The sequence below is a fragment of the Hungatella hathewayi WAL-18680 genome, from assembly GCF_000235505.1.
GTDB classification, from domain to species: Bacteria; Bacillota; Clostridia; order Lachnospirales; family Lachnospiraceae; genus Hungatella_A; species Hungatella_A hathewayi_A.
In genome coordinates this window covers 2,227,787-2,250,838 of record NZ_JH379027.1, presented here as the reverse complement: position 1 = coordinate 2,250,838, position 23,052 = coordinate 2,227,787, and the positions used below count along the sequence as shown (strand labels likewise).

Annotated in this window: 20 protein-coding genes and 1 pseudogene; 2 read left to right on the top strand and 19 right to left on the bottom strand. The window is 52.4% G+C overall.

Annotated features, from left to right (window positions below):
- The 9 genes and pseudogenes from HMPREF9473_RS10040 to HMPREF9473_RS10005 all read right to left on the bottom strand — a co-directional run.
- Positions 1-246 (bottom strand): annotated as a pseudogene (locus HMPREF9473_RS10040) (tetratricopeptide repeat protein); the annotation flags it as partial.
- 10 nt (positions 247-256) lie between these two features.
- A complete protein-coding gene (locus tag HMPREF9473_RS27685) occupies positions 257-394 on the bottom strand; it encodes a hypothetical protein (protein WP_006779988.1) in 138 nt (45 codons plus the stop codon).
- On the bottom strand, positions 387-1,700 hold the full coding sequence (locus HMPREF9473_RS10035; RefSeq protein WP_006779987.1) for a bifunctional folylpolyglutamate synthase/dihydrofolate synthase: 1,314 nt from the start codon (positions 1,698-1,700) through the stop codon (positions 387-389). The genes HMPREF9473_RS27685 and HMPREF9473_RS10035 overlap by 8 nt, the downstream gene beginning before the upstream one ends.
- Before the next feature lie 199 nt (positions 1,701-1,899).
- A complete protein-coding gene (locus HMPREF9473_RS10030) occupies positions 1,900-4,539 on the bottom strand; it encodes a valine--tRNA ligase (protein ID WP_006779986.1) in 2,640 nt (879 codons plus the stop codon).
- Positions 4,540-4,567: 28 nt separating this feature from the next.
- Positions 4,568-4,756, bottom strand: coding sequence for a DUF6472 family protein (locus HMPREF9473_RS10025; protein WP_006779985.1), 189 nt, complete (start codon positions 4,754-4,756; stop codon positions 4,568-4,570).
- A 91-nt stretch (positions 4,757-4,847) separates the two neighbouring features.
- Complete coding sequence (locus HMPREF9473_RS28730; protein WP_034858228.1) at positions 4,848-5,174, bottom strand: hypothetical protein; 327 nt, start codon at positions 5,172-5,174, stop codon at positions 4,848-4,850.
- Complete coding sequence (locus HMPREF9473_RS10015) at positions 5,171-5,983, bottom strand: tetratricopeptide repeat protein (protein ID WP_006779984.1); 813 nt, start codon at positions 5,981-5,983, stop codon at positions 5,171-5,173. Before HMPREF9473_RS10015 ends, HMPREF9473_RS28730 begins: the two co-directional genes overlap by 4 nt.
- Complete coding sequence (locus tag HMPREF9473_RS10010; RefSeq protein ID WP_034858224.1) at positions 5,980-7,203, bottom strand: DUF5716 family protein; 1,224 nt, start codon at positions 7,201-7,203, stop codon at positions 5,980-5,982. Before HMPREF9473_RS10010 ends, HMPREF9473_RS10015 begins: the two co-directional genes overlap by 4 nt.
- 76 nt (positions 7,204-7,279) lie before the next feature.
- A complete protein-coding gene (locus tag HMPREF9473_RS10005; RefSeq protein WP_006779982.1) occupies positions 7,280-10,852 on the bottom strand; it encodes a DUF5717 family protein in 3,573 nt (1,190 codons plus the stop codon).
- Between the two features lie 231 nt (positions 10,853-11,083).
- Here HMPREF9473_RS10005 and HMPREF9473_RS10000 point away from each other — a divergent pair, with 231 nt between their 5' ends.
- Positions 11,084-11,605 (top strand): DUF4364 family protein, encoded by a 522-nt coding sequence (locus HMPREF9473_RS10000; protein ID WP_006779981.1) that lies wholly within the window; start codon positions 11,084-11,086, stop codon positions 11,603-11,605.
- A gap of 39 nt (positions 11,606-11,644) precedes the next feature.
- On the top strand, positions 11,645-11,956 hold the full coding sequence (locus HMPREF9473_RS26150) for a hypothetical protein (protein WP_006779980.1): 312 nt from the start codon (positions 11,645-11,647) through the stop codon (positions 11,954-11,956).
- A 59-nt stretch (positions 11,957-12,015) separates the two neighbouring features.
- Here HMPREF9473_RS26150 and HMPREF9473_RS09990 read toward each other — a convergent pair whose 3' ends face one another.
- From HMPREF9473_RS09990 to HMPREF9473_RS09945, 10 genes are all read right to left on the bottom strand, one after another.
- The gene (locus HMPREF9473_RS09990) at positions 12,016-12,879 is read right to left on the bottom strand and encodes a GH25 family lysozyme (protein ID WP_006779979.1); all 864 of its coding nucleotides are present in this window, start codon (positions 12,877-12,879) and stop codon (positions 12,016-12,018) included.
- A gap of 13 nt (positions 12,880-12,892) precedes the next feature.
- Positions 12,893-14,017, bottom strand: a complete 1,125-nt coding sequence (gene ytvI, locus HMPREF9473_RS09985) for a sporulation integral membrane protein YtvI (RefSeq protein WP_006779978.1) — start codon at positions 14,015-14,017, stop codon at positions 12,893-12,895.
- A 23-nt stretch (positions 14,018-14,040) separates the two neighbouring features.
- The gene (gene hisC / locus HMPREF9473_RS09980; protein WP_006779977.1) at positions 14,041-15,099 is read right to left on the bottom strand and encodes a histidinol-phosphate transaminase; all 1,059 of its coding nucleotides are present in this window, start codon (positions 15,097-15,099) and stop codon (positions 14,041-14,043) included.
- A gap of 26 nt (positions 15,100-15,125) precedes the next feature.
- The gene (locus HMPREF9473_RS09975) at positions 15,126-16,322 is read right to left on the bottom strand and encodes a pyridoxal phosphate-dependent aminotransferase (RefSeq protein ID WP_006779976.1); all 1,197 of its coding nucleotides are present in this window, start codon (positions 16,320-16,322) and stop codon (positions 15,126-15,128) included.
- A gap of 56 nt (positions 16,323-16,378) precedes the next feature.
- Entirely contained in the window at positions 16,379-17,659 is a 1,281-nt protein-coding gene (locus tag HMPREF9473_RS09970) for an O-antigen polymerase (protein WP_006779975.1), read from the bottom strand.
- A gap of 16 nt (positions 17,660-17,675) precedes the next feature.
- The gene (gene ptsP, locus HMPREF9473_RS09965; RefSeq protein ID WP_006779974.1) at positions 17,676-19,388 is read right to left on the bottom strand and encodes a phosphoenolpyruvate--protein phosphotransferase; all 1,713 of its coding nucleotides are present in this window, start codon (positions 19,386-19,388) and stop codon (positions 17,676-17,678) included.
- A gap of 41 nt (positions 19,389-19,429) precedes the next feature.
- Complete coding sequence (locus HMPREF9473_RS09960; RefSeq protein ID WP_006779973.1) at positions 19,430-19,696, bottom strand: HPr family phosphocarrier protein; 267 nt, start codon at positions 19,694-19,696, stop codon at positions 19,430-19,432.
- 67 nt (positions 19,697-19,763) lie between these two features.
- Positions 19,764-21,110: a CdaR family protein gene (locus HMPREF9473_RS09955; RefSeq protein ID WP_006779972.1), complete on the bottom strand. Its 1,347-nt coding sequence runs from the start codon at positions 21,108-21,110 to the stop codon at positions 19,764-19,766.
- On the bottom strand, positions 21,076-21,960 hold the full coding sequence (gene cdaA, locus HMPREF9473_RS09950) for a diadenylate cyclase CdaA (protein ID WP_006779971.1): 885 nt from the start codon (positions 21,958-21,960) through the stop codon (positions 21,076-21,078). Before cdaA ends, HMPREF9473_RS09955 begins: the two co-directional genes overlap by 35 nt.
- 48 nt (positions 21,961-22,008) lie before the next feature.
- On the bottom strand, positions 22,009-22,959 hold the full coding sequence (locus HMPREF9473_RS09945) for a hypothetical protein (protein WP_006779970.1): 951 nt from the start codon (positions 22,957-22,959) through the stop codon (positions 22,009-22,011).
- Positions 22,960-23,052: the final 93 nt, after the last annotated feature.

The following is a 23,052-nucleotide window of genomic DNA, read 5'->3' as shown; positions in this document are numbered from 1 at the left end:
AGTCGCCCGGTTCTTGGATGGCTGAAAATTACTGCTGATCACCCATTGCACCAGCGCCTGGGCCACCTCTCCCATCTCATAGTAGATAAGGCCCAGCAGATTCCTGGCATCGATATGATATTTATTGTAATGGACGCTCTTCTTCAAGCAGACGACCGCCCCGGTCAAATCGCGTATTCCTGCCTTCTCCAGCCCCTGGTTGTAATAACTGTTGGCTATCCGATGGCATTTTGTCACATAATCCATACTGTGCTTCCTATTCTTTTCTCTCTTTAATCAGTTCCATCATGATATCCGTCATATCGGTCAAGTCGCTCTTTACGATGGCATCCTCCACCGCTTCAATCTCCAGACTGGGCTTATACTTGTCCAGCTCTTCCTCAAAATCAATCATGTTCTTTTCTCCTCGACAGTATTTGTTTAATCTCTCCAATTAAATACAGGGAACCTACACAGAAGGCAAAATCGTCTTTTTTCACCGACAGCACATGGGAAAATGCTTCCTCCGCCGAGGAGTAGGTCTCCACCGGGCAGTCGGTCAGTTTCCTGAATTCCTCCGCCAGCACCTCCGGCTCCATCCCCCGCTCCGTCTTCAGCTTCGCAATGGAAACGCTGGCCAGTGCCACCTCTTCGCTCAGTTTCCGTATCATCCGGCCGTATTCCTTGTCCGACACCGCCGCGAACAGCAGGTGAACCTTCTTACCCGTCTCCCGCTCCAGCATGATGATGGTCTGAATCAGGGCGTCAATGCCGCCCGTATTGTGGGCGCCATCCAGGTAAATCCCCGGCAGCACCTGTTCCATCCGTCCCGGCCAGTAGCTGCGGCGGATGCCCACCATGATATCACTGGAAGCAATATAGCAGGACATACATTTCCGCATAATTCCAATGGCCTGAATCGCCACTACCACATTCATCAGCTGATAATCCGCAATGGACGGAACGTCCAGCACCAGCTGGCCGCCGTCGGCATTTCTGACGGAAATTCTGGTATATTCTTCCCCCCGTTCCATGACGGAATAATCCATTCTGGACACCGGATAGACGCGGCATCCCAGCTCCTTTGCACGCTTCTTAATCACAGCGGAGACCTCCGGGTAGTTGTCATCATAAATCACCGGGGCCCCTGGCTTCATAATGCCTGCCTTCTCCCAGGCTATCTCCTCGATGGTATTGCCCAGATATTCCATATGGTCCATGCTCACCGAGGTGATAATCACCGCCACCGGGTGGCGGATTACATTTGTCACATCCAGCCTGCCGCCAAGTCCGGTCTCCAGAATCACAAAATCCGGCCTTAAGGAGGCATTGATCACCATGGACATGTAAAACAGGAATTCAAAGTAGGTGGGGGGCGCATAGCCCTTCTGCTCCATGGTCTCGGAAAGTTTCTTCACCTTGTGAAAGGCGCTCTCGTACTCCTTGAGGCCCACCATCTCCCCGTTAAACAGAAAACGCTCTCTTGTCTCCTCCAGATGGGGGGATACAAAGGTACCCACCGTATAGCCTGCTTCCGTCAGCACCGATGTCAGAAATGCACAGACCGAGCCCTTCCCGTTGGTCCCCGCCACATGCACAATCTTCATGGTATCGTCCGGATTGCCCAGCGCCTCCATGTACGCGCGGATATCCGCCAGAGAATTCTTCTTTGTCGCCCACATGGGGATTTGTTCCAGGTATTCTTCCACAATGCTCATCATACGCCCGCTCCTCTCTTTGGAGATGCTTATCATAAGTAACCCATTCTCATTCATTATAATATATGTGACGCATTATGCAACCTGTTTCTTTCGCAAAAATTGACGGGATTCTACTTTATCACCATATTTTTATCCGAATATTACCGAATTATTATCACAAAGGGAAGAGGCGTCTTATCGTCCTCTTCCCTTTTGGCTGTTATCGAAGCTGGCTTAAACGGGCCTGTACCTGCTCCATCATCTGGGCGTACTTCTCACGTTTATCCCGCTCCTCCTGTATCTTGGCTTCCGGAGCCTTGCTGACGAACCGCTCGTTGGCCAGCATGCCGTCCACACGGGCCAGCTCTTTTGCCAGACGCTCCTCCTCCTTCGTCAACCGCTCAATCTCCTTTGAGATATCCACCAGTTCCGCAAACGGCATATAGATGGCAGCCTGGGGAATCACAGCGGATACGGCGTCATCGGCGATGCCTGTCTTGTCCGCCTGAAGGGATACCTCGCTGGCGTATCCCAGAGTGGCAAAGAATACCCGGCTGTGCTCAAAGATCTGAAGCAGCTCCTGATTTTCCGATACCACATAAACCTTCGCCTTCTTGCTCGGCGGCACATTCATGGAAGTGCGGACATTTCGGATGGCCCTCACTGCCTCCTTGATAGTCTCCACCGCCTGCTCTTCCTCCTTGAAGCTCCACTTCTCCCGGTACTCCGGCCAGGACGAAATCATGATGGATTCCTCTTCCTCCTGAAGGTTGCAGAATATCTCCTCGGTGATAAACGGAATGTAGGGGTGCAGCAGTTTTAAGGACTGAATCAGCACGGTTTTCAGCGTCCAGATGGCAGCCGCCTTACTGGTATCCTCCTCGGCCCACAGTCTCGGCTTCACCATCTCGATATACCAGTCGCAGAATTCCTCCCAAACGAAGTCATACACCTTCTGGAGGGCGATGCCCAGCTCATATTTGTCCAGGTTCTCGGTTACATCCTTCGCCAGGGTGTTGGCCTTGGACAGAATCCAGCGGTCCGCCATGGTTAAGTCGTCCAGGGAAACCTCCGTATTCGGGGCTTTCTCGATATTCATCATGATGAAACGGGACGCGTTCCATACCTTGTTGGCAAAATTCCGGCTGGCCTCCACACGCTCCCAGTAGAAACGCATGTCGTTGCCGGGTGCATTTCCGGTAATCAGGGTCATGCGCAGGGCGTCGGCGCCGTACTTGTCAATGACTTCCAGCGGGTCGATGCCGTTGCCCAAGGACTTGCTCATCTTCCGCCCCTCGGAATCCCGCACAAGGCCGTGGATTAACACGGTGTGGAACGGCGTCTTTCCGGTCTGCTCGATACCGGAGAACACCATACGGATGACCCAGAAGAAGATAATGTCGTATCCGGTCACCAGCACGTCCGTGGGATAGAAATACTCCAAATCCCTGGTCTGCTTCGGCCATCCAAGCGTGGAGAACGGCCACAGGGCGGAGGAGAACCAGGTATCCAGGGTGTCCTCATCCTGTTTCAAATGGGTGCAGCCGCACTTTGGACACTTCTCCGGCTGCTGTCTGGAAACCACGATTTCCCCGCAATCCTCGCAGTAGTAGGCCGGAATCCGGTGGCCCCACCACAGCTGTCTGGAGATACACCAGTCGCGGATATTTTCCAGCCAGTGGAGATAGGTCTTTCCAAAGCTCTCCGGCACAAATTTCAGCTCTCCGCTCTTTAACGCCTCGATGGCCGGCTTCGCCATCTCATCCATCTTCACAAACCACTGCTGCTTAATCATCGGCTCCACGGTGGTCTTGCAGCGGTCGTGGGTTCCCACGTTGTGGGAGTGGGGAACGATCTTCACCAGCAGTCCCTGCTCCTTCAAATCCTCCACCATGGCCTTTCTGGCCTCGTAGCGCTCCATGCCGTCGTACTTGCTGCCCGGCAGGTCAATGGTGGCGTCGTCGTGCATGATGGTCAGCTCCGGCAGATTGTGGCGCTTGCCCACCTCGAAGTCGTTGGGGTCGTGAGCCGGGGTGATTTTCACGCAGCCGGTTCCAAACTCCTTGTCCACATACGGGTCTGCCACAACCGGGATTTCACGGTCTGTCAGCGGCAGCTTCAGCATTTTCCCAATCAAATCCTGGTAGCGCTCATCCTCCGGGTTCACCGCCACGGCCGTATCGCCAAGCAGCGTCTCCGGTCTTGTGGTGGCAATCTCCACAAACCGCCCCTCTTCCCCCACGATGGGGTAATTGATATGCCAGAAGAAGCCGTCCTGCTCCTGGTGCTCCACCTCCGCGTCGGAGATAGAGGTCTGGCACACCGGACACCAGTTGATGATTCTGGAGCCCTTATAGATATAGCCTTTTTCATACAGCTTGATAAATACCTCCAGAACCGCGTCGGAGCAGCCCTCGTCCATGGTGAACCGCTCTCTGTCCCAGTCCGCGGAGGAGCCCAGCTTGTGCAGCTGGTTGATAATCTTGCCGCCATATTCCTTCCGCCAGTCCCAGCATTTTTCCAGGAAGCCGTCTCTTCCCAGCTGGTCTTTATCAAGGCCCTGCTTTTTCAGGCTCTCAATTACCTTCACCTCCGTGGCGATAGCCGCGTGGTCGGTTCCCGGCTGCCACAGCGCCTCATAGCCCTGCATCCGCTTGAAGCGGGTCAGGATGTCCTGCATGGTGTTGTCCAGGGCATGGCCCATGTGAAGCTGGCCAGTGATGTTTGGCGGCGGCATCACGATAGTAAACGGTTTCTTGTCCGGGTTTGGCTCCGCGTGAAAATAGTGATTTTGAAGCCATTTCTGATACAGCTTGTCCTCGATTTCCGAGGGGTTATAATTCTTCTCCAACTCTTTCATCTGCTGTTTATCTCCTTTTGCATTTTAATTACATCTGTTTCCGCACAATGCGGTATTCATCGTCCAGCTGGTAGTAAGGGCACTGGAAGCTCTGGCTGCCCAGAAAGCCGGCCATCTCATCCTCGTCCAAATCCGCCTCGCACACGTAGTAACCGTACTCCTCGTCATAGACGTAATTCCCACATGATTCACAGCTGGTCTGACTCTGTTTTTTCAAACTCTGCACCCTCCTTCTGTCCGATTGCCGGCACCGCAGTTTTCACTGTATAAAAAAAGCCCTCTACATGTCATCCATGCAAAGGGCGTGATTACGCGGTACCACCTTTGGTTATACGGAATATGAATCTGCTTTCTGTAAAAACAGTTTCCCGTACATCTCTACCGTCCCATAACGCTGACGAGGCGTGGATGACTACTGTGTGGCGGTGTTTCCGCCATTTCCCCATCCCGGTTCCGAAGCTACCTTCCATCTCCACTTCCTCAAACCGCCTTCCAGCCGATGGACGGTTCTCTCTGACAGGGTGTTCGATGTACTCCTCTTCTTCCCAACCTTTTCCTTGTTTGCTTATTACTATTCTAATATGATACTGGCTCCCCGCCGGTTTGTCAAGTACGGAATTCCCACAGACCGTCATGCCATACTGCGGTACTCCCTCTTCCAGGCCTTCACCATAGCCGCCGCTCCCTCCATCCGTTTGATGGAATCCTTGGCAAACAGCTCGTCCAGCTCCTCCAATTCCTCGGTGTGCTCGGATAAATCCCTGGCCTCCTCAAACTTCTCGGTCCATCTGGCTTTCTCCTCCTCCGAGATAAGGGACCGGTACTTCTCGTGCAGCGTGATGCCGGAATCGAACTGGGTCAGATGGTAGAGCTTTTCTATCACACTCTGCTCCTTCAAAAACTCATACGCCTGCTCCAGCGCCTCCACAGCCTTGTCAAACCGGAATACTCTGGCGTAAGCCGAGCCCAAATTATACCACACCCGTCCCAGGAACCGCTCGTCAATCCTTGCCTCTCCCGCTACATCCAGAATATCCTGGTAAATGTTGATGGCCTTGCCATACTGTTTTAACCCAAACAGATAATCCGCCTTCTCCTTGGCAAACTCTGCCGGAGGCATTTTCCGAAGGGCGGTTATCTTCTGGCGGAACCGGTTAATCTCCACCACACTGTAATAATCACACTCCTGAAGCAGGATAATCAGGGCTTCGTCCGGGTTCTCCTCACTGCGCAGCCACCGCTCCAGCTTCAGGGCCGTAAATCCCAAATCCAGTTCATTTCTCAGAAAATCGAGAAGGGCGGAGTCGATAAATCCGTCCAGCCCCAGAAGCGGATGGTGGTAAAGCACATAGCAAAGCTCCTGGGACGAGTAGATGTTCAGCCCCAGGTTCTCGATATAAAACGGATGCTTCACCCGCTCCTGCCTGCATAGTAACAAACTCATAGCATAACCTCTTCCCTTATCATGGCGTCCGTGGCCGGGAACAGCTCCCCAAAGCCCTTGTCCTTCACCACAATCACCATGGTGTTCTCATCGAGAAATCCGATATTCACCTGAATCCGCAGCGTCTTGTCTCCCCGCTCCGGGAATCCGTCCAGACTCAGTTTTAACGTCTTCTTTTTCTTCGGGTCTATGGGCGTCACCAGAAATTCAATCTCCCTCTGGTTGTCCACAATGAAGTCCACGGTGGTCTTCGCCTCATACCAGCTGTCCCCCGCCGCCGCCAGCACCAGCTGGGTCTCCTTCTCCCGGTGGACCGCCTTCACGGACACCGTGGCATTCAGCCGGCCGTCACAGACAAAGACAAACGGGTAGGAGGTCTTCTCCCTGGCGCAGTCCGCCGCCCGGTAACAGGCCCCCTTGGAAAACAGCGTCGAATCCACAAAAACCTTTCTGCGGGTACACACCATTTTCATAAAATCCGTGGCCCAGTCCTGGCTCTCAAATCCCTTGCCGGTGAGGAAGACCGACGAATACAGCTTCTTCTGCATCAGCCGCTCCCCGCAGGCCAGCAGAATCTTGTCCGCCAGGCGCATGCCGGAAGCCGTCTTTAAGATATCCAGGTTAAACCCTTCCTCCAGCTTCTCCCGCTCCGCCACCACCGTGGTCTGGCGCAGTCCCCGCTGCACCTTCATCTCATAATAACAGAGGCTCTCCTCCGTCAAATCAAACATTCCCACCTGGTTGTTCCAGACGTCCTTCTTCTGGCTCAGCACATAGTAGGCAAACGCCTCCGTGTGGCTGATGATATGGACATTCTCCCTTGGCACTCCCAGATAATCGCCACAGTACATCAAAACGTCCATCAATCTGGCATCCACCTTGGGCAGGGTGATGCACAGCTGGCTTATCTTGTCCTCCCACAGCTTCTCCTTGGCGTCCTCCAATGCCTTCTCCAAAAAGCGCTGTAACAGCTCCAGGCTCTCATACCTGGTGCCGCCGATGGTGGAAATCCCATCCTTCTTCACAAACTGGAGCAGCTTATCCACAATCACGCCCTCGCCCTCCAGGGCCAGGCGGTATGCTTCCTCGCCGATATACCAGTCGTCCGATTCCTTTTTCTTGCAGATTATGGTCGGATAAGTCCAGGCGTCCTCCTGCCCCCCACAGCTTATCTGGGTGTAGGAATCACACAAATCAAGTCCGATTATCAGTCCATCCATTTCAAGTCCCCTTTGTCCAATCGACACCACACCAATCGAATGCACCTTTCCCACACAGCCGCATCCGATTCTGCGGCTACATCAGCTCAAAAAGCGCTTCCACTGACGCGGTCTTCGTCAAATAATCCCGCATATGGGTCTTCAGCCCCTCCTCTTCCCGAAGCTTCAGACACAATGTCATCTCATTTAAGCAGGCGAAACGGCTTCCCTCTTTCTGGAACTCCTTCACATCACATGTGACTTCGCCCTCCTCCACGAGAACCTGTTTTTCTCCCTGCTGCTCATAAATCCGGTATTCCAGCTTCTCTCCCTCAAACAGCACCTTCTGTCTGATGTAGACGCCCTGGTAGATTCGCCGGATCTCATCGGAATGAAACTCCTCCTCATCGGGGAGTATCCGAATCTGTAAACTGATGCCGGAATCCTTCTTTCCAACATACTGGATGATGGCCTTGTCAAGCACCCACTCCGGTATCCGCACGTGAACCGCCAGCTTTTTAAAGTACGGGAACACAAGCCCGCCGTCCAGAAGAATGTTCACCATCTCCTGGCAGAGCTTCGTCTGCTCCACATCCAGCTCCGTCAAACCGGAATAATATTTGGTCAGCGCCAGCAGATAGATGGTGGACAGCTTTTCCTTGTCCTCCGCCCCGTTGACAACGCCCTCCAGATAGGCAAACACCAGATTGTCCGCCGGCTCTCCCCGCAGGAAATACTCGGCGCTCTTCACCGTAAAGTAAGCCTTGACAATGCTCTCGCTTGTCTTTTTCTTGTCCATATACAGGGTGAAGACCTTGTCCATCATCCCCGTACAGTCGGAAAACATCATCTGGGCCAGCAGCCGTTCTTCCATGTCATAGGTATCCACATGCTCCTTAGCCGCCTGCTGCAGCACCTGGAACATCTGTCCGCAGGTCCCGTTATAAAATTCACACAGGTAGTCCAGAATCACGCTGTCGCCCATGCCCATCTCAAACACCTGGTAGGCCAGCTTCAGCAGCAGATCATCCTGGTCAAACAGCTTCTCCAGAATCATCCTGGTGCACAGCTTCAACAGCCGCACCGGGGCAATGCCCTCATAGCCGTATTCCCGGATAATCTCATAGGCTTCCCGGATATAGTTCTGGCTGATCAGCGACTCACAGACACAGGCCCTCTGGTCCCTGGTCAGGGTATCCCGGTCGATGGTCAGCAGATACCGGCTGTCCATGCCAATCAGCGCCCCGCCGTCCTCCTTTAGGCAGTCCCCGTAATATTCAATCATCCTGGCAATCAGCGCCTTCTTGTAGAGGGGATGCAGCTTTAACTCTGCCAGCGCCTTCTGAATCAGAAGAACATCGTCATCCAGAAGCTCCGCCTTCTCCGCCGCCTCCCGGCACGCCTTTAATAAAAGCATGGGATGCTCCGGATACACCTCAAAGCACCGCTCCTCCAGCTCCGGCTTCTCCATCACACGGGACTTTACATACCGCACGTCCATAAACCGGTTGCCGTAGGCATCCTGAAGCAGAATCTGGCTGTGATCCGTGAACAGAGGCGCGTAGGCAACGCCGTCATTTAACGGGTAAATCCCTTCCTCCAGAAGCTCCTCGTAGCAGACCACCACATACTTCATCTCCTTGTTGCGGCAGCTGATGCGGTAGGAGCGCAAAATTCCCGGCAGCACCTTGGCCACCGGCAAATCAATCATATCCTTGTATATCATCCTGTCATAGATCACTGCCAGACGGCTGTTAATCCTGGCCTCAAAAATCTGCTCCGTGGCAAAGGCCCCGATTTTCCACTGATAATCCTTATACAGCGGCTCCGTCGTCTTCATAAACAGCAGAATATTCCGGTAGAGAACGGATTTGCTGTGCCGGTCCAGCTCGTGATCGTAGGAAAAGTATAGCAGCACCTCTCTCGGAATAAGCTGGTCATAGGTATCCGGCAGGGAGTACAAGAAATACTCATACAGTCTTGTCAGGCTGAGTCCGGCTTTCAGCGCCCGCTCATACCAGATAAAGTCCGACGCTCCCCGTTTCTCGCCCCGTATCATCATGCCACAGATGGCCTCCAGAAGCTCGATCCGCGGATACTCCTCGTATATCATGCCAAGCATGGTACAGCACAGGCGGTTGTAATGCTTGGATGCCGCCGCCAGTCTGGCCGCGCGGACAGCCACCTCCTCCGCCACCAGCTTCCTCTTGGCCCCCAGATACAGCACCTGAATCTCAAAACCGCCAAGGCCGTATAGCAGCTCCGGCGTGTCATTCAGCAGCTCCAGTGCCTGAAGATATAAAAATGGGCTGTGACACCCCTTCATAAACAGCGTTTTCATAGTAAAGAACATATCTCCCGGACTGTCCTTCACCGTGGCGTCCAGATGGGTCAACAGGTAAAACTGGAGATATTCCCCCACGCCCTCATCCATAAATTTATGCAGAAGGCGGATAAAAGACGCCTTGTCAGCCGCCTCCGAATTGGCCCTGATGGTCAGATACTGGAGAATGCAGTACAAATCCGGCCGCTTCTGCCGGTTCTCCAATACCCCCGCTCTCCGCTCGTCCAGAATCTGAAGAGCTCTGTCCGTCCGTCCGGCCAGCTGATAGGCTTCCGCCATGAGAAGCTGCTGCATGTCATCCGGCTCGCACACCAGACCAATCTGGTCTAACTCCTCCAACATCTGGGTCAGCAGAAGGGCGTCATCATAGAGATGGCACTCGTAATTAAACCGGAGGGCCAGATAACGGCCATACCGGTCGTTGGTCAGACGGCGCTCCATGCCGGTCCGCTCCCGCCCCATATCCACCTGGATGGGAACTGTCATCACGTCGGTCATGGTCCGAACGGTGATTGTCCCGTAATTCTTCCCTCCGTGAAGCCTGGAGGGGGAAATCTGAAACATCAGCCTGCACACATCCCCGTCAAAATCGGCGGCGGTCAGACTGTTCTTGGACAGCTGGATAAAATCGCCCACAGCCTTCACCGTAATCGGCAGAAAGCCCCAGCCCTCCTTAAAGATCTCAACGGTATCCCTCGTCGCGGATTCCAGATTCTCGTAACTCTTGGTCTCCACAGGCACCAGCAGACGAACCGGTTTCTTCACCTTCATGGCCACCAGGAATTCCTCCAGCTGGGCCGGACGGCTTCCATGGCCTTTGATTCCATCATAAAGAGACCGTATATGCATATCCTGCATAAACGGCACCGCCTGGGCAAAATCCTGGTACTCAAACAGCCGGAGGGCCAGCTCGTAATCGTCCTCCGCCAGTGCTGCAAAATCACCGGGTGTCTTCAATTCTTCCAAAATTCGTCCGGAATCCCCCGCCTCAACAGAAAACGAATAAGGTATCTCCCGCTCTCCCGCATTGGTCACCAGGTAGAAGGAGCCCTCTATCACGTCCCCGTATTCCAGGGAACTGCTGTTCACCTCGTAGCCGATATGATTCCTCAGCCCCCCGAAGGCGCTCCCCACCAGCACCACCCTGGCGTTGGAGGAGTAGACCAGTCCCTTGATATGCAGGGCATTTTCACTGGTCACGTAAAGCTCCTTCCGTACCTTCTCACCGGCTCTCACCGGCTCGTCGATCCGGGCGGGCTGAAGTACCAGAATCGGTGTCTCTGTGTCTATAATTCCCTTTGCCAGTCTGTTTATCCGCTCTCTCATTTCACCACACCTGTCTCAATGCTCATTATCTATATAAGTCTATCATATTTCACACGGTTTTAAAAGCACAAACTTCGACACATTTCTCACTTTGTCAAATTCAAAGTAACCGTTCCAAAAGAAGTTTCTGCCCGGGATTTTACAAACGAACTTGATTTAACAGACTAAAGTTGGTATGATAGAACTAGATTTGAGAGAAAACACGAAAACACTGTCGATGGAGAGAAAAACATGTTATCCGAACCTATGACTCTTTACAAACTGATGAATCTCTATATGTTAAAACAGGTGAACTTTCCACTGACCAACTCCCAGCTGTCAGACTTTTTTCTGGAACACGAGTATACCACCTACTTCACCTTGCAGCAGGCGCTCAATGAATTGCTGGAAGCCGGTCTGATTCACATGGAATCCAACCGCAATACCTCCCGCTATGAGATTACCAGGGAGGGGGAAGATACCCTGTCCTTTTTCGGGAAGAACATCTCCCCGGCCATCATCGATGATATGGACAAGTATCTGAAGGAGAACCGGTTCCGCATGCGGGATGAGGTTGGCATCGTCGCCGACTACTACAAGTCCACCAACCAGGATTATATCGTCCACTGCGAGGTCCGGGAAGGCAAGACCGCCCTCATCGACCTGGACTTATCCGTTCCCGACAGAGAACAGGCAGAGTCCATGTGCAGCAACTGGGAGCGCAAGAGCCAGGAGATTTACGCCTTCACCATGAAGGCGCTGATGAGTGATTGATAGGGAAGAAATGATAGAACTAACAGGAGGCCATACCATATGAAACAGCCACAGACACTGCTCCAGACTATCCGGTACGAAATCGAAAAGGAGAAAAAACTGATTCGCAGAAAGAAACTGATGTTAAAGATCAAGTTCTTTCTGTGTATGGTTCTGCCCATCGTCATCGTGCTGTTGACCGTCAAGGTGATCAAAACCTATTTGAAAATCAAGCTGAAAAACGCTGTGATTCCCGGCTTGAAACAGAAGACGGCGCCAAAGCCGCTGAAAAAGAAACCTGTGGGACAGAAGGTGGTACCGGAACCGGTGGGGGAGACCTGTGAGCAGGTACGGATTACCACGGATGAGTGAAATGAAAAAAGACACTGCATGTGATTTGAAGATTATCAAATCCTGCAGTGTCTCTTTTATTATTTCTTTGAAATTATCTCTCCATTCTTGTTGAAACGATATGTCTTTCCATCTATCTCTATGGAGGTATTCTTCACCAACTGATACTCCTCATAGTAATACCATATTCCATTTATCTTCCTCCAGCCAGTTCCAGGAAACAGCTTCGTATAGTCCGCGAAACAGAACTCCAGACAGACAAAACCGGGAATTCCATCCACCTTAGCCGAATCAGTACACTGCCACATGGTCCGATGTTTGAATTTGTTACCAACACCATAACGTACATACCAGATATTATAAGGAATCAGCGCATTATCCAGACTCTTCGTCAACGTCTCATAATCCCCATAAATCACGGTACTGTACCCTGCATCCTCAATCACTTTACAGAAAGCATTGACCACTTCTACAATCTCCTGCTTCTCCAAGCCTTTGGAAATCATATACTGGCTGTCCACATCCAGCGCCACCGGATACGACACGGAATAAGTCCTAATCTCATCCAGCACATATGCTGCTTCCGCCTTTATTTTCTCTTTCGTCAATGCTTTTGAGCTATACACAACTCCCATTTTAAGTCTATGGGAATCCGCACTTTCCATGTTTATATCAAAAAATGGGTCTTTCTCATCTGCATCTCCCAGACGAATCATAGCAAATGTAATATCCTGGGATGCCAATTTTTTCCAATTAATATCACCGGCCCGGTTCTGATACTTCGAAATACTAATTCCCTTCTCCAGAGCTCCATCAATAATGGTTTTCCCATCAGAGGCCATAAATACTCCGTCCTCCAGCGCCCACGGCTCCGCCGCCTGGGCGCTGGTCACAGAACCCATTATCATCACACCTGCCAGGCAGGCCGCTACCCATCTTCTCATGCTTACCTCTCCATTAATCTTGTTTGCGAAATCTCTGAATCTCTGCTGCCAGAAGTCTGACATTCTCAATTAACGAATCAAAAGCTCCGTACTTATACAAATTTAATCCGATTATCCCAATGGGAACCGCCAGAATCATGCCGGATATCCCATTAATCTTAAATCCAAGATACAAAAACAACAGGGTCATCAGAGGCGGAAGCCCCATAGAATCCCCCACAATCTTCGGCTGAATAATCTGCCGCACCACCTGAGTCAGCACATACAGAAGAATCAGTCCCACCGCAAAGGGATACTCTCCCGTAAGCAGTTTCACAAACGCCCATGGAAACAAGGCCGTCCCCGTTCCAAACAGCGGCAGGAAATCCAGAATGGCAATCAGTACCGCCAGCAACAGCCCATAGGGCACGCCCAGCACCACGAATCCCACCATCAAAATCCCGGCCACCACAAACATAATCCGAAACTGTGCCAGGAAATACCCGCCAATCAGCTTCTTCACATCCTGCCGGAAGAAATCATAATACCGCAGAAGTCCTTCCGGAGCCATCCGCTTCCAGAACCGGAGTATCTGCTCCCGCTCCACAATAAAGAAGTAGGACGACAGAATGACCACAATCGAATATACCAGAGCCGCCGGTATCCGCTTGGCCACGTTCCCCGCCACCGTCACCGTGGGGAAGGCAACCTTCTGCACCAGATCGCTGACATAGCCGCCCAGGTTCTCATTGATGCGGGATATGGTATCCTGCACTCCCTGAGGCAGACGTGACACCAGATGTCCCAGGTTGGCAAACGCTCCCTGGACCTCCATCTGCACCGACTCATAAATCCGCGGTAAATCCTTCACAAGCTCCACCGTCTCGATGGCGATTCTGGAAATCACCAGGTACAGCAGCCCAATCACAAGGGCCAGCACCACCACCACGATAATCACCGAGCTGTGTTTGCGCACAATCTTAAGCTTGCGCTCCAGCAGACGGACCAGCGGATTGGCAATCATGGCAATGAGCCAGCCAATCACGAATGGCATGAAGAACTTGAGAAGTTTCGGTCCCAGAAAACAGACCAGAAACACACAGGTCACCGGAATCACAATATTCAGAATCATTCTTCCAATCCGTCTTCCATCATTCATATCCTAATCTCCATCATCACCGGTTATCGGTTTAAATATCTGTCCAGGAAGCCGTAGAGCGCTTCCATCTCCTCGTCAGTTCCTATGGTGATTCTCAGATAATTGTCAATCCGCGGAAGGTTGAAATACCGGACAAATATCCGGTTTTCCTTCAACGCCTCAAATAACTCTTTCGCCCCCGCCTGCCGGTGAGTGGCAAACAGGAAATTGGCGCCGGAGGGCAGACAGGTAAATCCAAGCGCTTCCAGCCTTCCCACCGCTTCCTCCCTGGTCTTTTTAATCTTTGCAAGCGTACTCTCAAAATACGCGGTATCCTTAACCGCCGCCGCACCCATCAGAATGGACGGCAGGTTCATGGTATAGGAGTTATAAGAATATTTTACATCATTTATCGCTTTTATTAAAGCAGAATTTCCCATGGCATAGCCAATCCGCACACCGGCCATGTTCCGGGACTTGCTGAAGGTCCGCACCACCAGCAGATTCTCGTAGGTCTCGATCAGCGGCAGCGCCGTCTCCCCTCCAAAATCGATGTAGGCCTCATCCACAATCACCACCACATCCTGGTTGTGGGCAACGATATCCTCCACATCCGCCAGGGACATCAGTATCCCGGTAGGCGCGTTGGGGTTCGGGAAAATCACGCCCCCATTCTCCCGGTAATAATCCTCTTTCCTGATCCGGAATTCCCCGTCAAGGGCCGGCGTCTCGTAAGGTATTCCAAAAAGCTCCGCCCACACCGGATAAAACGAGTAGGTGATATCCGGAAAAAGCACCGGTTTCCCGGAATTAAAAAATGTCAGGAAGGCCATTCCCAACACGTCATCGGAGCCCACACCCACAAAAACCTGATTTGATTTCAGACCGTGAAACTCCGCCAGCGCGTCCACCAGGGCCGTCGCCGCCGGGTCCGGATATTTGCGCAGGGCATCCACGTCCATCTCCTGAAGCGCCTTCGCCACGCCGGGCGCAGGCGGATAGGGATTTTCATTGGTGTTTAATTTGATTAAATTCTGCCCCTTTGGCTGTTCGCCAGGCACATAGGGCACAACCTTTCTGATATTGGCTTCCCAGGCTCTCATGGCATCTCCTCCTTCCAACACTGCTGTCAACAACCACCTGATAACCCGCACTCTTTGGCGATGGCCTGAAAGGCCGGCAGAGAGCGCTCAATCTGCTGATAGGAAACGCAGTACGCAATCCTCACATATCCCGGGCAGGCAAAAGAACTGCCCGGAACTACAAGCACATGATGCTTTTTACAGGTCTCACAAAAGACTGCCTCATCCCCCGGCGTCTTCACAAACAGATAGAAGGCGCCCTCCGGTTTGATGCAGGTAAATCCATAGTCTGTCAGGCTGGAGTACAGCAGGTTACGGTTCCTGTCGTAGGCGTCCACATCCGTCTTCTCATCCACACAGCGCAGAATCACCCGCTGCATCAGGGAAGGCGCGTTGACACACCCCAGCACCCGGTTGGCGATACAGGCCGCGGAGAACAGTTCCTCACTCCCCTGCATCTCATCCGGTATCACCAGATACCCGATACGTTCCCCCGGTAACGACAGGGATTTGCTGTAAGAATAACAGACAGCCGTATCCCGGTAATATTTTGTCACATAAGGCACCACCGCACCGTCATAGGCCAGCTCCCGGTATGGCTCATCGGAGATAAGCACAATCTGGGTGTGGTACTCTTCTTCTTTCGCATATAAAATATCGGCAATCCGGCGCAGAGTCTCCTCCGAATAGATGACGCCGGTTGGATTGTTGGGCGTGTTGATGATGACCGCCCTGGTCTTCTCCCCTATCATAGACGCAAATGCTTCCAGATTGGGTTGGAAGGTCTCGGTATCCGGTGGAACCACCACCAGCCCCCCGTCATAATTTCTCACATAGGCGCCGTACTCCACAAAGTAGGGCGCAAACACCACCACCTGTTCCCCAGGATTTAAGATGGTCTTTAATATCACATTCAATCCGCTGGCGGCTCCCACCGTCATCAGAATATTGTTCAGGTGAAAGGACGTGCCAAACCGCCGGTTTAACGAAGCCGCAATGGCCTCCCGCACGTCCTCAAACCCGGCGTTGCTCATGTACCCGTGGACAAACGTGGATTCCTCCTGGTTTAAAATATCAAAGATGGCCTGTTTCACCGCTTCCGGCGCCGGAACATTGGGATTGCCCAGACTGAAATCATAGACATGCTCCTCCCCGTATATCCCGGCCAGGCGCTTCCCTTCCTCAAACATAGCACGGATGGCTGAATTGTTCTCCACCAGCGGTTTCATCTTCTCCGATATCATCACGTTTCTCCTTTCGGGTCACTCTTCTTTGTCATCATCCTGTCTAACGAACCTGTCTACCCCCGGTACCGTCCACAATGCCAGGCAATGATTCCCGTCACCACCAGATAAAACCAGGTGGCCGGATTGCTGAACCAGGTAGTGAAGAAGGACAGCACCATGTACGCCGCAAACTGGGCGTACAGCAGATATCCCACAGGGTTCCTCATCCGTCCCAGTTGTCTGACCAGAAGCCAGGCCACAAAGCCCAGCAGACAGCCAAACAGTACCACTCCAATCACGCCGAAATCATAGTAGGCGTCATAAAACAGTGTCACCGTGGTCAGCTCCGCCTTATCCACATAGATAGGGAAGCTGGTCAGGTAGGGGAACAGGAACTTGAGCCCTGTCAGCGCCCACAGCGGAAACAGCATCCGGATACCGAAGGTATGGGCCGGAAGCGCTTCCACCAGGCAGTTAAAATTCTCATAGTTGTTGGCAATATAGATATAAGGCTGTGAGACAAAGATCGGCATATGCTGGTTCTTCATCTCAAAAATACCGTTTAAATACTCCACATCATGGCTTCTGGCCACGGTCAGAAGCAGATACAGCGGAACCATGACCACAAGCAGCGCCAGAATCGATACCGGCTCCACCTTCCGCCGGAACGCGCCGTAGGTAAACAACGCCAGCATCACCGCAAAAATCAGCTGGAACCGGGACACGCAGAGCAGCGGAACCGCCAGGGATATCACCGTCATCACGCCGACCAGAACATTCTTCCACAGGTACCGGCTTCCCCCCAGCAGCGCGTACAGCACCGCCAAGCTGGGAACCAGCACACAGGATACCGTCAGATAATGGACTCCCGTCACGTGAAATTCCGAGTAGGCGTGGGGCACTCCCCGCACCAGCAGAGGGATATATCCAAGCACAACCGCCTCAAAAGCAAAGGCCGCCATGGAGACAACCGTCACCCCGATTATGCAGTGATACAGGGGTCTGGGAGACATCTCCCGCCGCCTTCTCCTCTCCTTCAGTCCCAGGGGCTCGTCAAACTGCCTGGAAAACACCTCGAAGGTCAGGTAAAAGCAGAGAAAGGCCAGCAGAAAACAGATCCAGGTCATGGTCTTCCAGTCCGTCTGCAGATGACTCAGCTTCAGACAGGCAATTCCCTCTCCGCCCACCCAGAACGCGGAAAACAATCCCCGCAGGTGCAGGGGATTGCCGGAGCGCCGGTAATCCATGAGATACAGATAACCGGCAGCCACAAGCAGCACCGCACCTGACAGGTAATAATGTTCACTTCTTGCGAATAAAAAACTGGCCGCATAGCAGAGTAAGTAGACAATCATAATCTTATCCTTTGTGTTATCGGTTAATAAAAGCCCTCATATAGTCCTCCACCTCTTTTGTGGTGGCAAAACTCATGGCTTCGTCAGCCACTGCCTGCAGTTCGCTGACACTGTAACTGGTAATCATCTTTCTGGCTTTCAGGATGGCGGACGCGCTCATACTGAACTCGTTTAAGCCGAAGGCCAGCAGAAGCGGAATCATCATTGGGTCGCTGGCGGCCTCACCGCACATGCCCACCATAATTCCCGCCTCTCTCGCACAGGAGATGATTCTCTTGATGCTTCGAAGCACAGCCGGATTGAAGGTGGAATACAGGTAGGATACCTTGTCATTGCCACGGTCTACCGACATGGTGTACTGGGTCAAATCGTTGGTTCCGATGCTGAAGAAGTCCACTTCCTTTGCGAAGATATCCGCAATCAGGGAAGCGGCGGCCGTCTCCACCATGATACCAACCTGAATGTCTTTGTTGTAGGCAATTCCCTGGCTGTCAAGCTCTGCCTTCAGTTCCTCGATGAGGGCTTTCGCCTCCCGGTACTCGTCGATGCAGGTCACCAGTGGAATCATAATCTTGATGTTGCCAAAAGCGCTGGCACGCAGCAGGGCGCGCAGCTGTGGTTTATAGACATCTTCCTTTCTGTCCAGACAGAACCGGATGGCGCGGTAGCCCAGGAATGGGTTCTCATCCTTTGCCAGGCCCAGATAAGGAATCTCTTTATCTCCGCCGATATCCAGGGTACGGATAATCACCGGTTTGCCCTTCAGAGCCTCGGCCACCTTCTTGTATGCCTCAAACTGCTCGTTCTCCGTCGGCATTAAGTTCCGGTCCATAAACAGGAACTCGGTACGGAACAAACCAACGCCTTCGCCGTCATACTGAAGCACCTTCTCCACATCCTCAGGCTTGCCGATGTTGGCCACCAGCTCCACGCTGACGCCATCCTTTGTGATGGTTGGCTTGCCGATGTACTGCTCCAGCTCCTTCTTCTCCTTCAGGAATACCTCTCTCTTTCCGGTATATTCCGCCATAACGGCAGCGTCCGGTTTCACAATCACGGTTCCCTCGGAGCCGTCCAATACCAGTTCATCGCCGTCCTCAATCTCGTCCAGAATCCCGGCCACCGCAACAACCGCCGGAATCTCCAGGGCTCTTGCCAGAATGGCGCTGTGGGAGGTCTTACCGCCCAGCTCGGTCACGATACCGGTCACATGAGCCGGGTTGATGCCGGCCGTCATAGACGGGGTCAAATCTCTGGCCACAATCACACTGCCCTCCGGAAGGGAAGCGATGTCCACCGCCTTAATCCCCAGAAGAGACTGCTGCATTCTCGTCTTGATATCCTTCATATCGGTAGCTCTCTGCTGCATCAGCTCGTCGTCCATGGACGCGAACATGTCCGCATACGTATTGCATACCGTCTCAATGGCGTACTCACTGCAAACACTCTCCCCTGTGATTGCATTTTCAATCTCGCCTGTGAGCATGGGGTCCATGAGAAGCATCAGGTGTCCCTGCATAATCTCCGCTTCCTTCTCTCCCACCTTCTCTGCCAGTTCTGCCGCTATCTTCTCTGTCTGTGCAAGCGTCTCGTTAAGCGCCCCTCGAAACCGCTCTACCTCTGCCTGTCCATCTGTCACTCTGTCCGGCTTGATGACCATCTCCACTTCCTTGATGATGGCTGCCTTGCCGATGCCGATACCGGCCGATGCATTAGTTCCCTTATACATAATGCGTCTCCTCCTTATTCTATGATTGATTTTTGAAAATCCTACTCTCCAAGGCCGTCTCTCACAGCCCCAACCATGGCGGCCAGCGCCTCCACCTCGTCGTCTCCCTCACAGACGAACTCTATCTCATCTCCACATTTCACACAGGCTCCCAGCACGCTGAGCACGCTCTTGGCGTTGGCTACGGAATTGATGCCTGACTTGAATGTGATTAATGACTGGAACATAATTGCCTTATTACACAGGATACCTGCCGGCCTCAAATGAAGACCGCTCGGATTCTTAATTGTTACTTTTTCACTGACCATACGCCATACCCCGCATTTCTTTTTGTCTCTGTTTGATAGTCTCTAAACTGTTTGTCCTGTTACCTGCCTAGGATGCTTTTGTGGTTTCCTTTGTGGATTCCTTCGTTGTCTCCTTCGTGGAATCTCCGGAATCCTTCGTCACATCATTGGGCGATGTGGAGCTGTTGGCCGGGTCCTTGGCCGTCACCGTGATTTCAAAGCCCTCCGTGTTGATGACCTCAAAACCAGGTCCCGGCGTCAGCGCCAGCGTGCCTCTGTGCTCGCCCTCTGCCATATGACTCACATCAATGACCGGTTTTAAATCCCTCTCATTTAACGCATCAAGGTCCTCGGACAGGCCCTCAATATCCACCTGAACGCTGGCAACATTAAACTCGTATTTCAGCTCATCGGAAGCTCCCGTAAGCTCCGCGTCAGTAAGCTCCACCTTGAATCCCCGAATCTCCAGCGGTTCCACCCGCAGTGTCACCGTGGCCATGACTTCCTCATTGCCGGCAATCGTCACCTCTTCCGGAAGAAGCTCCGCCAGATTCACCTGAACCACCACATCACTGGTGGCGCCGTCCAGGTTTAAATATTCTGAAGGAATCACCAGGGTGCTTAAGGATGCCAGCGCGGATTTCATGCCCTCCACGGACACGGACTTCACATCGCAGTCCACACCGGTGAATCGGTAGCCGTCGGCCACATTACCCCGCACCTGGAAATCAAGTCCCAGTTCTTTCACCTTCAGCACCGTCACCCGGTAGGTAATCTCCGTGGTATTTAACGTCACGTCACTGCCCATATTCAGGCTGTTGCCGTTGGCGTCATAGAAGACCGGAGTCGTGGTCGCCGTGTAATCGCCGGTGGCCTCGGAATCGATGGTGATATCCACACCGATGGAGTTAATCTGCCCGATGGAGGATACCGGCCCGGTAGCGTAAATCACTCTCGGCGTCAGGGTAATCTCTCCCGTGGCATAGCCATCCGCCGGCGCTCCTGCCTTGTTGTGTACCCACAGTTCAAAGGGCTTCTCCTGTATCTCCTCGGTCTTAATCTGAATCACCCCCGGTTTGGTGGCGGGTGTTCCGCTGATTAAGCCCTTGTTATTGACAATATCAATCTTGACCGGAATGGAGCCGGTCACATCATACAGCTCCGACAAATCGGCGTAAGCGTAGAAATCGCTGCTGCTTATCTTGTAGGCGTCCAGAGTGTGCACGTCATAGTAGACCGTGACCGAACTCTTGCCCACCACCTCATATGTCAGGTTGCTTTCTGCTAACACTTCTTTATTTATAATATCGACTACTACCTCTTTGGAATCCTGTTTGACCGGATTGGATACATTGGATACAATCAGCCATAAAAAGAATGCCAGAAAGATAGCAAGAACCTTAAGTCCCAGATTGTTCGTCAGCCTTTCTTTCATCTTTCTGCCTTCCCTTCCAAATCTTAAATCTGCCTCCGCTCTGCTCGTCTTTTTCCAGTCTTGACAACCGTTTGCGCAGGGTATCGGCATCATTAATCTTGGTTAAGACTCCGTTTTCCGCAACGGATATTCTGCCGGTCTCCTCGGACACGACGATGGTCACGCTGTCTGTCGACTCGCTGATACCCATGGCCGCCCTGTGCCTGGTTCCCAAATCCTTACTGATCGCCGTGTTGTCGGACAGCGGCAGATAACAGGTCGCCGCCACAATCCGGTTTCCACGGATGACAACCGCTCCGTCGTGAAGCGGTGTATTATGTTCAAAAATGTTGATGAGCAGCTGGCTTGACACCACGCCGCCAATCTCAATTCCGGTTCTCTCAATCTCTTTCAGCGAGACGCCGCGCTCAATCACGATCAGCGCTCCCGTCTTCACTTTTGCCATCTCAAAGGTGGCCCGCACCAGCTCGTTCACCGTCTTTTCCGTGAAGCCCAGATTCACCTTTCCGTCATCGAAGGAAAGAATATCCGTCAGCAGGTTTTTGCTGCCTAACTGCTCAAGCGCCTTTCGAAGCTCCGGCTGAAAGATAATCACCAGAGCCGTGGCGGCAACCAGAGCCGTCTTTTCCAGAATCCACTGAATCGTGGACAGATTGAAAACATAGGCAAACAGCGCAAATGCAAAGATTACCACGATGCCCTTCAACAGCGTCCATGCCCTGGTGGTCTTAATCCAGGTCAATATCTCATAAACCAGAAATGCGATAATCGCAATCTCCAGAATATTGGACTTCGTTATTCTGGGCAGAAATGACAGCCAGTTATAAAGTGTGTCTAAAACGTCTGCCATGTTTTCACCTCCCTTTACCGGACACGCGGCCTAAACGCCGTATCCCCGTTAATCTCTCATATTTCTCTGCCCCCGTCTGGCATTAATCTTCTGCACCTTCACATCCGGCGCGGACACCACAATCTTGGGCACTGCTTTGACATAATAATGATAATCATCGTCCTCATACTGCAGATACTCCGTCCTGGAGTAATCCACCGCAAAGGCAAAAAACGTATAAATCGCCGCCACTCCCACGGAAACCACGGCTCCAAACAGAAGCTCTCCCATGGGAACGGAGACATTGAACATGAAGTCTCCCACAAACACGGCCGCCACCTGGGCTACCGTGCCGGCAATAATCGCCGCCCACCAGGCATAATCCATGGACAGGGTGCGAATCACGTAGACAACCAGAATTCCCACCGCGAAAGCCGCTATCATCACCATCATCAGCTGGTTGTTGAACAGGGCCTTGATCACCTGGGCGTACTTCTGTGTGATGTCCACGGAAGCGTCGTTGGTCAGTATCCCGGCATTCTGCTTCACATACTGAATGGCATAGAAGAAGAACACGCCGCAGCTGACCGGAATCACGGACACCAGACTCCCCGACAGTCCCACCAGCAGAGGAACCGCGTAAGGTATCTTTAAAAAGAACAGAATCGGCGTGATAAGCAGCAGATAGCTGTCTCCCGGCTGAAACCCATAATATAGGATTCCCACAATCACCAAAACAATCAGCATCACCAGCGCCATCTCAAAGGAAACGCTGTACAGATGAAGCAGCATAAACACGGCCGCCAGAAACGTGATGGCCCCATAGGGAAGAAACGCGCTGATAACGCCGAGCAGCAGCGGAACCATGGGATTCTTCAATTTCCCCATAAATCCGATGTTCTGATTCAGCAGGTAAAAAGTGGTAAACGCGAGAAAGAACTTCATCGCCGGCACCACGTACATATCATATTTGCCGTAAAAGGCCCTCAGTTTCTCTTTCAGTACAAGTAATTCAATCATGTTCTGCCGCCCTCCCTGGTCATATCTCTGGTCTTATTCTGGTACTCATAACGCTTTGACAGACGGCGCAGCCCGGTTAAGTAGGCTTTCATG

Coding starts and splice junctions, on each gene's coding strand:
- HMPREF9473_RS27685 (WP_006779988.1), bottom strand. CDS start 394: ATGATTGATTTTGAGGAAGAGCTGGACAAGTATAAGCCCAGTCTGGAG.
- HMPREF9473_RS10035 (WP_006779987.1), bottom strand. CDS start 1,700: ATGATGAGCATTGTGGAAGAATACCTGGAACAAATCCCCATGTGGGCG.
- HMPREF9473_RS10030 (WP_006779986.1), bottom strand. CDS start 4,539: ATGAAAGAGTTGGAGAAGAATTATAACCCCTCGGAAATCGAGGACAAG.
- HMPREF9473_RS28730 (WP_034858228.1), bottom strand. CDS start 5,174: ATGACGGTCTGTGGGAATTCCGTACTTGACAAACCGGCGGGGAGCCAG.
- HMPREF9473_RS10015 (WP_006779984.1), bottom strand. CDS start 5,983: ATGAGTTTGTTACTATGCAGGCAGGAGCGGGTGAAGCATCCGTTTTAT.
- HMPREF9473_RS10010 (WP_034858224.1), bottom strand. CDS start 7,203: ATGGATGGACTGATAATCGGACTTGATTTGTGTGATTCCTACACCCAG.
- HMPREF9473_RS10005 (WP_006779982.1), bottom strand. CDS start 10,852: ATGAGAGAGCGGATAAACAGACTGGCAAAGGGAATTATAGACACAGAG.
- HMPREF9473_RS10000 (WP_006779981.1), top strand. CDS start 11,084: ATGTTATCCGAACCTATGACTCTTTACAAACTGATGAATCTCTATATG.
- HMPREF9473_RS26150 (WP_006779980.1), top strand. CDS start 11,645: ATGAAACAGCCACAGACACTGCTCCAGACTATCCGGTACGAAATCGAA.
- HMPREF9473_RS09990 (WP_006779979.1), bottom strand. CDS start 12,879: ATGAGAAGATGGGTAGCGGCCTGCCTGGCAGGTGTGATGATAATGGGT.
- ytvI (WP_006779978.1), bottom strand. CDS start 14,017: ATGAATGATGGAAGACGGATTGGAAGAATGATTCTGAATATTGTGATT.
- hisC (WP_006779977.1), bottom strand. CDS start 15,099: ATGAGAGCCTGGGAAGCCAATATCAGAAAGGTTGTGCCCTATGTGCCT.
- HMPREF9473_RS09975 (WP_006779976.1), bottom strand. CDS start 16,322: ATGATATCGGAGAAGATGAAACCGCTGGTGGAGAACAATTCAGCCATC.
- HMPREF9473_RS09970 (WP_006779975.1), bottom strand. CDS start 17,659: ATGATTGTCTACTTACTCTGCTATGCGGCCAGTTTTTTATTCGCAAGA.
- ptsP (WP_006779974.1), bottom strand. CDS start 19,388: ATGTATAAGGGAACTAATGCATCGGCCGGTATCGGCATCGGCAAGGCA.
- HMPREF9473_RS09960 (WP_006779973.1), bottom strand. CDS start 19,696: ATGGTCAGTGAAAAAGTAACAATTAAGAATCCGAGCGGTCTTCATTTG.
- HMPREF9473_RS09955 (WP_006779972.1), bottom strand. CDS start 21,110: ATGAAAGAAAGGCTGACGAACAATCTGGGACTTAAGGTTCTTGCTATC.
- cdaA (WP_006779971.1), bottom strand. CDS start 21,960: ATGGCAGACGTTTTAGACACACTTTATAACTGGCTGTCATTTCTGCCC.
- HMPREF9473_RS09945 (WP_006779970.1), bottom strand. CDS start 22,959: ATGATTGAATTACTTGTACTGAAAGAGAAACTGAGGGCCTTTTACGGC.